This is a genomic window from Bacteroides sp. ET71 (assembly GCF_023336905.1).
Taxonomy (GTDB): Bacteria; Bacteroidota; Bacteroidia; order Bacteroidales; family Bacteroidaceae; genus Bacteroides.
Genome location: NZ_JAMBLS010000026.1, coordinates 34,558 through 48,009 on the forward strand (window position 1 = coordinate 34,558; position 13,452 = coordinate 48,009).

At 52.3% G+C, this 13,452-nt stretch carries 12 protein-coding genes; all 12 read right to left on the bottom strand.

Annotation, left to right across the window (positions count from 1 at the left end; all coding sequences use genetic code 11):
- Positions 1 to 20: 20 nt before the first annotated feature.
- The gene (locus M3090_RS12200) at positions 21 to 1,571 is read right to left on the bottom strand and encodes an ATP-binding protein (protein ID WP_249056633.1); all 1,551 of its coding nucleotides are present in this window, start codon (positions 1,569 to 1,571) and stop codon (positions 21 to 23) included.
- A gap of 80 nt (positions 1,572 to 1,651) precedes the next feature.
- The gene (locus M3090_RS12205; RefSeq protein ID WP_249056635.1) at positions 1,652 to 2,284 is read right to left on the bottom strand and encodes a DUF6266 family protein; all 633 of its coding nucleotides are present in this window, start codon (positions 2,282 to 2,284) and stop codon (positions 1,652 to 1,654) included.
- A 640-nt stretch (positions 2,285 to 2,924) separates the two neighbouring features.
- Positions 2,925 to 3,110 carry a transcriptional regulator gene (locus tag M3090_RS12210; protein ID WP_249056637.1) on the bottom strand — a complete coding sequence of 62 codons (186 nt, stop codon included), beginning with the start codon at positions 3,108 to 3,110 and terminating at the stop codon, positions 2,925 to 2,927.
- Between the two features lie 122 nt (positions 3,111 to 3,232).
- Entirely contained in the window at positions 3,233 to 3,652 is a 420-nt protein-coding gene (locus M3090_RS12215; protein WP_249056639.1) for a fimbrillin family protein, read from the bottom strand.
- 90 nt (positions 3,653 to 3,742) lie between these two features.
- The gene (locus M3090_RS12220; RefSeq protein WP_249056641.1) at positions 3,743 to 4,024 is read right to left on the bottom strand and encodes a DNA-binding protein; all 282 of its coding nucleotides are present in this window, start codon (positions 4,022 to 4,024) and stop codon (positions 3,743 to 3,745) included.
- A gap of 101 nt (positions 4,025 to 4,125) precedes the next feature.
- On the bottom strand, positions 4,126 to 5,736 hold the full coding sequence (locus M3090_RS12225; RefSeq protein ID WP_249056643.1) for a fimbrillin family protein: 1,611 nt from the start codon (positions 5,734 to 5,736) through the stop codon (positions 4,126 to 4,128).
- Between the two features lie 43 nt (positions 5,737 to 5,779).
- Positions 5,780 to 6,730 (bottom strand): fimbrillin family protein, encoded by a 951-nt coding sequence (locus M3090_RS12230; protein ID WP_249056645.1) that lies wholly within the window; start codon positions 6,728 to 6,730, stop codon positions 5,780 to 5,782.
- A 12-nt stretch (positions 6,731 to 6,742) separates the two neighbouring features.
- On the bottom strand, positions 6,743 to 8,335 hold the full coding sequence (locus tag M3090_RS12235) for a fimbrillin family protein (protein WP_249056647.1): 1,593 nt from the start codon (positions 8,333 to 8,335) through the stop codon (positions 6,743 to 6,745).
- Between the two features lie 27 nt (positions 8,336 to 8,362).
- Entirely contained in the window at positions 8,363 to 9,247 is an 885-nt protein-coding gene (locus M3090_RS12240; RefSeq protein ID WP_249056649.1) for a fimbrillin family protein, read from the bottom strand.
- A 251-nt stretch (positions 9,248 to 9,498) separates the two neighbouring features.
- The gene (locus M3090_RS12245) at positions 9,499 to 10,377 is read right to left on the bottom strand and encodes a FimB/Mfa2 family fimbrial subunit (protein ID WP_249056652.1); all 879 of its coding nucleotides are present in this window, start codon (positions 10,375 to 10,377) and stop codon (positions 9,499 to 9,501) included.
- 387 nt (positions 10,378 to 10,764) lie between these two features.
- Positions 10,765 to 11,853, bottom strand: coding sequence for a DUF3575 domain-containing protein (locus M3090_RS12250; protein ID WP_249056654.1), 1,089 nt, complete (start codon positions 11,851 to 11,853; stop codon positions 10,765 to 10,767).
- A gap of 168 nt (positions 11,854 to 12,021) precedes the next feature.
- The gene (locus M3090_RS12255) at positions 12,022 to 13,122 is read right to left on the bottom strand and encodes an AraC family transcriptional regulator (protein WP_249056656.1); all 1,101 of its coding nucleotides are present in this window, start codon (positions 13,120 to 13,122) and stop codon (positions 12,022 to 12,024) included.
- Positions 13,123 to 13,452: the final 330 nt, after the last annotated feature.

Sequence of the window (13,452 nt, forward strand, 5' to 3'; positions counted from 1 at the left end):
CGGTTATGTTTTATGTCCGATTATACTTTTACCAGCCATTTTTCGATGTTTCTCAGGCTGTTGTTGAAGTTGATTCCCACTTTGTATAGCTTACGTGTGTCCGTTGCAAAGGGCAGGGCATACCGCTTGTCCTCTATCTGCTGCAATGCCTCTTCCGCTGTGCCTTCCAGTTTGAACTCCATGACATAGATGTACGAATCGGTTGTCAGCACCAGGTCGATGCGTCCTTGCGAAGTGTGGTATTCCGCCTGCACGTAAAATCCCAGCAGCTTGAATACGATGAATAATACATTCTGGTAGTGCAGCTCCAAGTCGCGCACCAGTTCGTAAGGTGTGTCGGCGAAAAAACTTTGCAGGCGTCGCAAAAAAGCGTCAATGTCACCTCGGCGTATTTCGAGGACAAAGTTCTGGATTTGAAAAGTCGGATTGCCCAAAGGTATTTGTGCATAGTCCAGCAAGAGATGGCGGTTGAACCCTTCCGCCACTTCCCGGTTTGGAAAGTCGAGGGCATAGGTGCCAAATTCACGGTTGTAACCTTTGAGGGTGAGATAGCCACTCTGATACAGTATGGGCAGGGGGTTGCTTCCTGTGTTGTCCAAATCTCCCAGCATGTCTTTCGACACTTGCTCGTGGCAGAGCGCGTACAAATCGTATTTCCCCTGCTTGAGCAACCGGATGAGGAAAGTAGGTGTGCCCGTTTCAAACCAATAACTGTCGATGGCCTTCCCTTTAAACGTGCTGAGCAGGCTGAACGGATTGTACATATCCGGACATCTGGCCGAGAAATGATAACCGTCATACCATTCTTTCAATTTTTGCTTCGTTTCGTCTTCGTCCATCCCATTCTTTTGGCCCAACAGACGGATATCTTCATGGAAGATCGTATATAGTTCTTCCTCTGTGATACCACATATCGTAGCATATTCATTGTCTATCGAAATATCCGTCAGGTTGTTCAAGTCGCTGAACACGCTGATTTTGCTGAATTTCGTCACTCCGGTCAGCAAGGCAAAGCGTATGTAAGCATCCTTGCTTTTCATCACCCCGTAAAAGGCTTTCAACCTCTCGCGGTATTCGTTCTGCAAATCCCGGTTTCCGATGGCTTGCAGCAGGGGTTTGTCGTATTCATCCACCAAGATCACCACCGGCCGGCCTGTCGTGCGGCAGATTTTCTCAATCAGGTAGGCGAAACGTTCTTCGGGTGCACGGTCTTTCTTTTCCTCCCCATAGATAGCCTCCCATTGTTCCAAGTGTTGGTTCAGGATGGCTGTCAGCGAAGAGGTGTTTTCGTAGAGCCGTGCGTTCAGATCCAGGTGCAGCACAGGATATTCCGTCCACTCCTGTTCCAATTGCTCGATGGCCAATCCTGCGAACAGCTCTTTCTTCCCCCGGAAATATGCCTCCAGCGTAGAAATCAGCAGACTCTTTCCGAAACGCCTCGGACGGCTGAGGAAATAATACCTGCCACTTTTGACCAGTTGGTAAATCAACGCGGTCTTGTCCACGTAGCAATAGCCCTCCTTGCGGATGATTTCAAACGTCTGTATGCCTATCGGATAAAGTTTGTCCATGATGTTTCTTGTCAGATGTTTTCAGTCTTACAAAGTTAGTGAATTTCCTAAAGTCCCGGACAGTTTTCGTCGAAAATCAGCTATTCCCTTCCCCACAGGCACTCGCTGTTGCTGGCGATGCCCTCTTTCTCGTTCCAGAAGGCCAGGTAGACGGCCACGTCCTCTGCCGCCCATTCCTTGGGGTAGTCCAGCTCCATGCCGCCTTCGCGCCGGAAAGCCCCGGCGGTCTCGTAGGCGGCTTGCTGCGATGGCTTGTGATACACCATTGTCAGGGCATGGTCTTGCGGCGACGCATTGCCCGTGCGGCGATGCCTGTTCCACGTGAAAATGGCCTTCCCCTCGGTCAGTCTGGCTGCCGTATCGTGCGCTCCCATGAGCGAGCCTTGCGACACCATGACGTTGCCGTAGCTGATGGCGATGCCCGCCGGTGTCTCCGTCAGGGCGTAGCGCATCGTGTAGGACATGGCCGCGTTGAAGGCGCTTTGCCTCACGGCCCCTTCGCGGAAGCCGATGCGGAGGATGGGGGTGAGCGGGCGGAGGAAATTTAAGGCCACGCTGAACCGCGAGCGCTGGGCCTGCTGTATGGGGGTCCTGGGATTGTTGATGCGTGTCGGTATCGAACGCAGGTAGGGGATGCCCATCCAGGTGCAGGCCACCACGTTTCCTATTTTGCCAGCGAGATTCTCTGGCTGTTCCGGTTTGATTCTTGCCATACTGATTGTGTGTTTTAAAAGGTTTCTTGCTTGGAGCCTGTTTAAAAATCGCTCTCTCTGTCATGTTGAGCAGGCGAAGCGTAGTCGGAACATCTCCCTGATACTTTTCAAGTGCGTAGTGAGATCCCTCGACTGTGCTCGGGATGACAGGAAAATGAATTTCAAGCAGGCTCTTATTCTGCCGCAAATATAAGCATAGTTTTTTTATTGGCTCCTCCATTTGGACGCTTACCGTTCCTCATTTTCAAACAAGGGATTTCTATGGACTCTATTCGTACCTGCTCCCTACCTGCTCCTTGTCATATAACAGGGACGAGGTAGGGAGCAGGTAGGGAGCAGAAACGAGTTTGTCCCGCCTTTCTTCTGTATGGAGAGGGGCGGGACAAAAGTAAAAATCACGATGCCTACAAAGGGGTTGTTCTCCACTTGGATAATGATGCCCGGCAGCCACTCTATTATTTTCTTCCCGTTTCCCAACGTATCAAAGAACACAAAATTGCACACAGATAACACAGATACAACAGATGACCACTGATTATGTATTATCGGCGAAAATCTGTTTAATCTGTGTTATCTGCGTGCCTGTATCTCATTTGGACACACCGTCACGAAATAACGGATAGGTTTTGCGAATCAGCTTTCATACTTCCTCCTTTGCCAGTTTGAACAAGTCCTCCCGACCGAAGAACACGTTATGGTCTTCCGTCTCTGCGGAAATCACGATGCCTACAAAGGGATTGTTCTCCACTTGGATAATGATGCCCGGCAGCCACTCTTTTTGTAGTGTCAAATCGGGCGAAATAAGTACTTTATCTCCTACTTTCATGCTTCCTGTTCATTTTATAGTTACCGATACAAAGGTAACATAAAAATGCTGAAGAACGAACATATCGGTGGCTTTTATTATTTCCCCCGTTCCCGACCTGTCAAGGAACGCTCGCTTTCTCTTCATTTTATGCTTATCTCATACTTATGTTCCACGCCTGCATCCCAATCGGCATCCTGCTTCATCCGGTAGACGTAGGTCTTGCCGTCAGTGGTGGCGATGGTGACAAACGCCGTGCCCTGAGTCACGCTTTGCGGGGTGACGAGAGCCTCGTAGATGCCGCTCCCTGCATCGTGGGCAATTATCTCGCCGGGATTGCCGTTGGCGGTGGAGAGGTTCGTCAGGCGCACGGAACTGATGCTTGATGTGCCTCCCGACACCGTGACGCTGATGCGTGCAGGCTGCGGGAGCAGCTCAGGGAGGTCGAGATCAAGGCGGAAGCATACGATGAACTCATAAATATCGCAGAGACCAAGTTCAATATCCCGATAAGAAAAAAAGCTGGCGCCAAGCGGTAGAGAACCTGCATGCGAAGGATTCATAACGGTATGGGGTTCAGTTCCTTTGCAGGCTGTTTGGCGTATCGAAGTAATAACATTAACCAGAGTCAACTTATATCAGGGATAAACTCATTATCGAGTCAACCTAAATCCGGAAATGACAGAGACGCGCAGGTTGCCCAGCTCGGCGAGGTCCACGCTCATGCCCAGTTGCAGGGCGTCGCATACTACGTTGGAGAGGCTGACGAGGGCGTTCTTCACGTCACCTTCGGACAGCGAGGTTTCGCGCACGATGCGCTCGATGACCATGTCGTTGGTCAGCTTCTGTTGTGACTTGGGATAGGCGTAATACACGGTCTGTCCCTTACGGTTACCAATGGTAAGCACTTTGTTTTTAATTTCATGTTCCAGCATAGTCGTTACTGTTTTGAGGTTATACATTATGTTGTTTCGTCTGCCCTGGCAAGGGTATCTGATACTGTTGGCAAAGGGTATCTGATACCCTTTATCAAGGGTCACTGTGACTGTTCTGTCCCGTTGCCGCTGGCATCATACGTCACCGTCTTATCCAACGTATCGCTGCTTCCTGTATAGCAATAGACATTACTGCTTCGGCAATAACCTTCTTGACCGAATTGAAAATCTCCACGACTATTGTTTCTATCTCCCGATTGTCCTATGTAATCTGCGTAATTGCCACGATGTGCATAGATGTCAGATGTCTCAATTTGTATGGTTGGGACAGAACCAGGATTCATACTATCGTCCAAACCAGCCCCAATAGCCGGACTTCCTTGATTAGGTCCATTTGAACCATAAGCATATACAATGGCATTGGTAATAGAAATCTTTCCGCAAGCGGCATTTCCAGAACCGCCTATTCCCGGGTTATAACCCTGCATTCCAAGTGAATAAGACGAGGATGCTATTACGGTTACATTCTGTATGATAATGTTGCCACATGCAGAATGTTGTCCTGAGGCTAAATATCCTCCTATTCCAGCTCCTCCTTTTCCGGTCAGCGTAATCGAATTGGCCGTTTTGTCATCGGAAGTAATGGTTACGCTGTAGCCTTCTGCCACATAGATGCCCGCGCCATCGCTGGAAGACACTTCGTTATCATTTCCTTTTACATGGATAGTGGGGTCGCCGCCCGTGATGTCGATGGCATTGCCGCCCAACACACTTATCTGCGCATCTTCCAGGTAGATGTTGGGCTTGCCGCCCGTCACCCGTATGGCATGGTTGCCCGTGCCGCTGAAGTAGTAGGTGCCGTCGTCGTTGATGATGCAGTCTTCATTCGAGAGGTCGATGGTCTGCATGCCTTCGCTGTTTGCCGTAATCGTGATGGTGTGGACATTGCCGGCTTCGAGGGTTGTCAGGGTGCTGACAGGAACTACGGTCGTTTCGTTTAGGCGGACGAAGGGCTGGGTAGTTTGGTCGCCTATTTCGCCGGGCACGAGGTTGGCCTCCCAGCATGATTCACCGTTATATATGCATGACTTCGTGGTTATCCAGCCTTGCGAATCAGCATCGGTAGCTAATGTACCCTGCGTGTTGGTGCATGAAGTGAAGCCATAAACCTCCACATTGGTGACTTGCGATGCTCGTTCACCCTTCAACTTCACCCGCACCTTGGCCAACGAATGGGTGAAGCCGAGGCTGACGGGCGATTGGTGGTTGCCCGTGCCGGTGCCGCGTAGCACGTAGGTCAGGCCATCCATATGTTGAGACCCAAGGCTCACACGGCTTGCCTCGGCGGGATACCAAGCAGTGACTTCGGCAGGCTGCGTGCTCTTCCAATAGACGGGCTTATCGGGGGTGATGGTGACATTTCCCGCATCGTCCACCTTTATTCGATAGATGCCCGTTTCCTCACTGCCGGCTATGCGCACGCCTATCCGGTCCTCGTCCTGGAATACGCTGCCGCTGCCGTCGGGCTTCTCGGTCACGCGCGTCCACGGCTCCTCGCTCGCCTCCGCGGTGATGCTGACACGACCTATCTGCAAAGGATATTCGCCGTCTGGCAGAGCCGTGCCCTGCTCGGCCAGTTCGTCCTGCGTGCAGGCGGTGAGCAGGATTGCCGCCATGAGGCATATTGTCGTAAATAATCTGTTTTTCCTCATATCTCCTTCGTTCTTGTAAGTCTCTTGCGTATCATTTCCTTCATTAAACGGGCAGTTCTACCGAGCCTTCGCCGTCCGCGCCGTCGCCCCATGTCATGCCGTCGGTATCGACCGATACCTGAAGGCCGTAGAGGGTGATGGTAACATTGTAGGTGTACTTATAGCCGGCTTTCCATTCGGTGTCTTTCTGTAGCATGTAGTAGAACGGGCCGTAGCCGGTGCCGTCCTTCTCGGCGGTGAAGGCCAGCAACCGTGTGCCCGCCGTCACATTCTGCGGAATGACGAGGGCCTCGTAGGTGGCGAAGCAGCCTGTCGCCGGAGTACTGGCAAGATGGGGACTGATGCTGCCTTTAGTGGTGCCGGGTGTCCATGTGCCGAGCCAACGCCCGTCAGCGTCCACGGCTTTCGGGAGGGTGAACGCACCGTCCAGCGCAAGGATGTCACCCTCGCCGATAGTCAGGCTGATGTCGCCCGGCGTGGCTACGATGCTTTCGGGCAGACCGTCACTCTTGATGTTCACCACCACCTTGGCGGTCTGGTGGTAGAAGGTGAGGGCGGGCGTTTGGGCGAAGCTCACGGTCTTGGATTCACTGCAAAGCAGGTCTCCCGACTGATAGTCCGCATCGCGGCTCTGGTCTTCCTCCACACTCCAAGTCCAATCGTTATTTTCCACCATGATATTCGGGTAAAGACCCTGCACGGTGATGGGACTTGGTTTTGTCCAATAGTATTCGCCGGACAGGTTGCCTTTATCATCCACCGTGTAGTCATACCACTCCGTGCCGTCCCCGTCGGTTACCTGCAGGGCTATCGTCTCATTGCCGTTCCACCGGTTGTCCACGGTGGCGCGAGTGTCGGCGCTGCCCTCTATGGCGGCGGTCAGCGTCAGCGGCTGCGTGCCGTCGGGCAACGTTCTCGCATCGTCCTGCGTGCAGGCTGCGGCCGCAAGGAGCAGGGCGAGTGCCGAGAATACATATAGGGTATATCGTTTCATATCGTCCTGTTTTTACTTCTTCTTCAATACAGGCAGACCATCGGTGCCGGATGTCCATTGGTAGGCGTTGCCGGTAAGGGCAGCGTTCATGCCACCAACAGCGGTCTGCCAAGTAACGGTCGAGTTGTCCACCTTCGTGGTTTCTGCCGTTTCTCCTTGATTACTATATACCCCTTGTCCGGCATTGCCGCCATAGAAGCAGGCGGTGATGGTGCCATAGTTGTAAGCAGCGATGCCGCCCTCAACATAATTCGTTGTTAAATTTCCATCGAACCAACAGCCAATAATACTACCGTTGTTGATAGACGCAATGCCACCGATATCGCTGGTTCTTGCAGCAATATCTCCCGTTACGGAGCAGGCAGTAATGGTGCCGTAGTTGACATTTACTATGCCGCTGGCTACCCCTTGCTGCACATTGTAGTTCACCTCTACTTGCAGGTTCTTCACCGTTCCGTTACTCCCGATACCATCGAACAATACAGCATTCCCACCGTCTGTTGAGTTTGTGGTGATGCTCAGTCCCGTGATGCTGTGTCCCTGTCCGTCGAAGGTGCCTTGATAACCGGTATTAGAACTGAAACCACTGCCTATCGGTGTCCATGTTGTGCCCGTGAGGTTGATGTCGGCGGTCAGGGTACAGTTTAGCGAGAGGTCGCTTTGCACGGCCTTATTCCATGCCAGCAGGCCGTTAGCGTTATAGACTGTGTAGCTGCCGTCGTCCTGTATGAAATAACCCAAATCCTCTGCCGTGCCGCTCTCGCCGCCGCCGTCAGTCCAGCCGCCGATGGTGCAGCCTGCCAGTTCCAGCCCTTTGGCGGTGACATTGACGGTGTAGGTGTAGCGGCTGCCGGCTGCCAGCACCACATCGCTATGCGGACGGAAATAGTAAGTACCTCCGCCTAAATCCACCTGTATGAACGGTGTATTCGCCTTCACGGTCTGCGGTGCGGTGAGGGCTTCGTAGGTGTCGCCGCCCGCCTCGTAGGTGCGGATAGTGGCGGGGTTGCCGTTATCCTTGCCCAAGCCGGTGACATAAACATCGGCTCCCGACACGCTCGGGATGCCGGCACCCGGCTTTAGATGAACCGTTATACGCGCCGTGCGGTGGCTGAACTCAAGCGTCGGGTTGTCGAACTGCACGGTCTGGGCTTTGGCAGAGATAAAGTCGCTGCCCTGGAAGGCCGTCTGCGTGCTTTGGTCGGCAGCTACTACCACGGCGGGCATGGTTCCCATGTCGGTTGCGTTGTATGGCCACCACGCCGAAACGGTAATGTCCTCACGGCTTGTCCACCAGAACGGGTCGGTGTCGCTGCTCAGGGTGGCAGTCTTGTAGCCGTCGGCATCGGATGCTGTCACATCGTATTCCTTCACCGTGCCGCCCACGCTGAGGGCTACGGTCTGTACACCCTGCCAGTCACCGTCCACGGTGGCGCGGGTGGAGGCAGGGGTTGCCACGGCTTGCAGGCCGGTGGCGTTGATTACCAATGGATACTCGCCTTCGGGCAACGTGCCGCTGCCGAGGTCGTCTTGCGTGCAGGCAGTCGCTGCAAAAAGCAGGACGGTTGCTGCGGACAGTATATGCAATGGAAGTCTAATGTTCATATTCTTAGTCTTTTAGGAATGATATACTTAAAGGTCTGCGTTCACATTGCCGCCGTTCACCGGGTTCCAGTCGCTGATAGTGGCAGAGCTGATGCTCAGGTCCTTGTTGCGGACGGTGACGGTGTAGGTGTAGTTGTTGCCGGCTTTCAGTGCGCCTTCGGGAATGGTGAGCGTGGCGGTGTAGGGCTGGCTGTTGTAGTTCACGCTCAGTTCGATACTTGTCGTTGACTGCGGGAAGAGGATGACCGACGAGGTGAGTACGCCGTTCAGTTCCATTGTAAGGTCGGCTGTCTGTGCGTTCGCATCCGTTTCTGCCGTGCCGGTGGTGGTGTCGAAGCTGCCCTCCAGCACCAGTCCGGAGAGTGTGTAGCCGGTGGGTTTGATGGTATTGAAGTCCACGCCGCTTCCTGCCTCGAAGGTGAGCGTAATCTGGCTCATGCAGTGGTGGAAGGAACAGTCCGTGCCTCCCGCAGCCGTGTCGTCGGTAAAGTTCACTTCAGGATTGTGCGTACTGGCAGTGGCGCCGGTGGCATAGAGGAAGTCGATGGCGGGCTGGTTCTGCTGCGCCGTGGCATCAGTGGTGGCAGTCAGTGTCCCGCCGTCCGCATCGTAAGGATAGTAGGCGGAGAAGGTGGTCGGGTCGTCATCTTGGAAGAAGATAATGGTTCCTGCCGGTATGAACTTCCCGTTTTCCAAACGGTAGGGAACATTGGTGTAGCCGAAACGGTTTTCGGAGATGCCTATCTCGTCCTTGTCCGCCCAAGTGGTGCCGCTGGCACGGGTAGCTACGGCATCGGAAATTTCGGCGTTAATCACTGCGGCCACGGGACCGTCGTTCAGGTTCTCGTTGTCGTTGGTGCAGGCGGAAAGCGCGAGTGCCAGTGCTGCAAAGGTGAATAATCTTGTCTTCATCGTTTCTGTATTTTTATTGTATAACTCATTCATTTATGTTATGGAATTTACTGTATGTTTACAATGGCACACAGATGACACAGATTGAACAAGATGACCACAGGTTTCTTTTTGTCATGCTAACAGAGTGAAGCATCTCCCTGTGCGTTCGGGAGATCCTTCGCTTTGCTCAGGATGACTTGACGAAGCCCTTTACAATCTGTGTAAATCTGTCTTATCCGTGTCATCTGTGTGCCCATTAAATTATCCTATCACATTTCGGCATCCACCCCGCTGCCGTCCACTGTTTCCCATCCGGTGATTTCGGCAGAGGCTTCCTCCATGCCGACCGGTGTTTCCAGTGTGCCGGTCACACGGTAGCCGTCGGTCATGTTGCCGTTGAAATCGGCAAGGGCTTCCATCAGGTCAACTTCCGTCCGTTGGGTGCGTCCGCCGTCCACGAAAGCGATATCCAGCACCAAAGTCTGTGCGGCTCCCATCGTACCCAGCAGGCGGGCGTCGGCCGTGAGCTTGCTGCCGTCACGGGTGAAGGCCACTACGGTAGAGGCAGGTTCGCCGATAGTCTGTTCCGCCTTCATGTCAAACGTCCCGGCAATGCCGTTGAGCGTGCCTGTCACGGTCTGTATCAGTTCCGGGCGTCCTTGCGTCACGGTGAACTCGATATGCAGGTCGCGCACCCGTTGCTGCGGTGCCGGAGTGAGATGCAGCGTATCGTCTGCCGTGACTGTAATCTCCCGGCTGGCGGTTTTCAGATAACCCGGAAGGGGGATAATGGACACGCCGTCCGCACGGGTCTTGCTGTCCTCTGTATGGACTTGCGCCATCCGTCCGTCGAAGGTGAAGCCCTCGGCACGGTTATAGACCACGAGGCTGTGCGTTCCCGGAGTGAGCAGGTCGGGGAAAGTGAACGATGAGCCGGTGATGTCGGCAGTCTGTCCGTTGATGTCGAGCACATACGCACCGTCCGCTGCCAGTCCTGTCAGGCTGACGGTCACGGCTCCCCGGTCAGGGTGCGGGGTGTTGTGAAGTTCATCCTTCACGCAGGATGCGAGAAACAAAGGCACACAGACGACACAGATAAGGCGGATGGCCGCAGATCTCTTCTTTATGTTCAATGTTTTATTCATCATTCTTCATTTTTCGTTCTTCATTCATCATTCATCATTCTTCATTCTTAAAGCCTGTTGTTTAAAAATCGCTCTCTCTGTCATGTTGAGCGGAGCGTAGCGTAGTCGAAACATCTCCCTAATACTTTTTCAGTCGTGTAGTGAGATCCCTCGACAGTGCTCGGGATGACAGGGAAATGAATATTAAGCAGTCTCTTCATTCATCATTCATCATTCTTCATTCTTAAAACCTGTTGTTTAAAAATCGCTCTCTCTGTCATGTTGAGCGTAGTCGAAACATCTCCCTAATACTTTTTCAGTCGTGTAGTGAGATCCCTCGACTGTGCTCGGGATGACAGGGAAATGAATATTAAGCAGTCTCTTCATTCTTCATTCATCATTCTTCATTCTTCATTTAAAAAAGTATACCAATGTCACGCCGGCATTGACGGGTCCCCACCAGTTCTTGGTTTCCGTACCACGGCAGACACGCACGCCGCCCGTGACCTCATATTTCTCATAATCGGCATGCAGGCAACCGAGAGCCACAGAGAAGTCCAGTGACAGGGCTTTGTTCAGTCGCAGCAGATAACCGCCCGTGATGCCGCCTCCCATCAGGTCGCCCTGCTTGCCGGTTGCGGAAAGCTTGTAGTTGAACTCGCCAGCCTTGAACATCGCGCCCAGATAGCCACGTTTCTCCTTGCCTGTATAGTAACGCACTTCCGGCATCACTTCCCACAGGGCGTACCGCCTGTCCTTGCCGTTCCACGACCACGATGTCCACGAGCCGTTCACGAGGATTCCCCACGAGGGATGGACGCGCCACTCCAATCCCAAGTCGGGGGTGAGTGTTGCCCAACGCAGCAGGTTGGCACGGAGGGAGAAAGCCCCTCCAACCTCCCCCGTGGGGAGGCTTTGACGTGCCGGCTGGTTGTTTTCCTTGACTATGGCCTGTCCTGTTTGCACGGGTTGCACTTGCGCTTCTTCCGCAGGCTTCTCTTCTTTTTTACCGATAACGACGTTGTCGTTCTTTTCCTTTTCCTGTATTTCCGGAGCATCCTTAACCTCTTCATTACGGGGGAGGCTGGTGGGGGCCGGGACTTTTATCGTCACCATCACATAGTCCTTGCTGTCGGAAGCATGGTTCCTGGTGATGAAACATTCCTCTTTGATTCCGCCGCGCACAATGAGTTCCGACTTCACCCGGTTGGAACGGATGGCGGCCATCCGCAGGTTTTCCTTTTCGTTGTCAAGGGAATTGCAGTAGCCGTCCACGTAGAGCGGAAGACTGCCGCCGAGTATGCTGTCCTTGTTCCGGCGCACACATTCCAGCAGCCGGGCAAGCTCCCGTTCGTTGCCGTCAAGCGGCACATAGAACATATCCTTCTGCGGCACGAAGCGGAAGGTGTAGGTGGTGTCCGCTTTTTCTTGCGCAAAGACAGGGACAAATATTGCCGCCAGCCACAGAAACGGGATGAAAAATAGGATTTTTTTGCTCATATAAACTTGATTTATTATCAGTTGTTATCAACAAAAATACTGAAAAACATTTGTCGTGCCAAATGCTCTGCCAATTATTTTTCGGTTAATAATCAGCATCTTATAAAATTTGTTATATGAGCACTTATTTTTGTTGATTGAGCACAAACCTGCGGCCTTTGTATCAGGCTATAGCTTTCTCCATTTGGCGGGTGTGCATCCTTCCTTTTCAGTGAACGACTTGATAAAATAACTGCGGGACAAGAAGCCTGACGATTCCGCGATTTTCTGTATGCTCATTTCCGGATGTTCCTTCAGCATGTTCTTGGCGTATTCCAACCTGAGCCCGGTTATCCATTCGCAGAATGTCGCATGATATTTGTCCTTTATATAAGCGTTCAGGTAGGTCCTGTTGGTGCCAAGTGCTTTCGCCATGTCTTGTATGGTAAATCCGGGTTGCGTATAGCTCTTGTTTTCCAGCCAGGGCGTCAGGCTGCTTTCTATGCCGTCGAAATATTTGGGCGATTCCTTTTCTGTTTCTGTCTTTTTCTTCTCATCATCCGCCGCGTTCTCTATCTCCAGCGTGCGCTCCACCTGCTCATAGAATATCATGTAGTTCTGGTAGGAATAAAACAGGTAGCCGTAGAACGGAATGGATGACAGAATCCAGATATAAACGTATTCGTCAGGCAGGAATGTGAGCAGTCCGCAGCCCACGCCGAATATGACAGCCCACCATGTGAAAATGGAAAGCCACTTGATATACGCGCCTATGTCATCCGAATACGTTTCGTTGAAAATCCTGATGGCACGGTTATATGCCAGAATAAGCCTGCGGGCCAGAACAAATCCATAAATGACCAGCCATGCAGCCAGGGCAAACAGCGCGGTTGTCTGCAAAGTCCCTCCGGGCAACAACAGCAGCACGATGCAGGAAAGGATGGAAAAAATGACCCAAAGGCTGATGTGCGTCCGCAACCGGCGCTTTGTGATGTAAAAGCGGTCCAGCAATGTCGTGAGTGCCGAACTGAAAAGCCAGTAGCACAGGAAGTAGGTCGAAAGGTTCATCAGAATGGCGGCATTGGCGTTCCTGAATCGGATTCCGAAAAAGAAATGCACCGAATAATTGGCGGCAAGCAGCAGCAACGCTATCCCCATGATTCGCCGGGAGCGCAGATAATTTCCGAAAATGACCTTCTCCGGTATCTTGGCCAACAAAAAGTAAAAGCCGAAGAACAGCATCAGCGGCAATGCAATGAAAAGCGAATAACTGTATATGGATGGTTCCATTGTGATGTGCTAATTGGTTTCTGCGTGCAAAATTACTCAAAATATCAGCGTATCGGTTCACAATGGATTGTTTGCTTGGAGCCTGTTTATATTTTCACTTTTTTACTAAGAGCGTTTAAAAATCGCTCTCTCTGTCATGTTGAGCAAGCGAAGCGTAGTCGAAACATCTCCCTAATACTTTTCAGGCGCGTAGTGAGATCCCTCGATACCCCCTCTTGCCTCCCCCGTTTGGCGGGGGAGAACAACGCTCGGGATGACAGGAAAATGAATTTTAAACGAACTATATTAATAAGCAAATAAAATGAGTATAAAAATTCCACCATAGGTTAT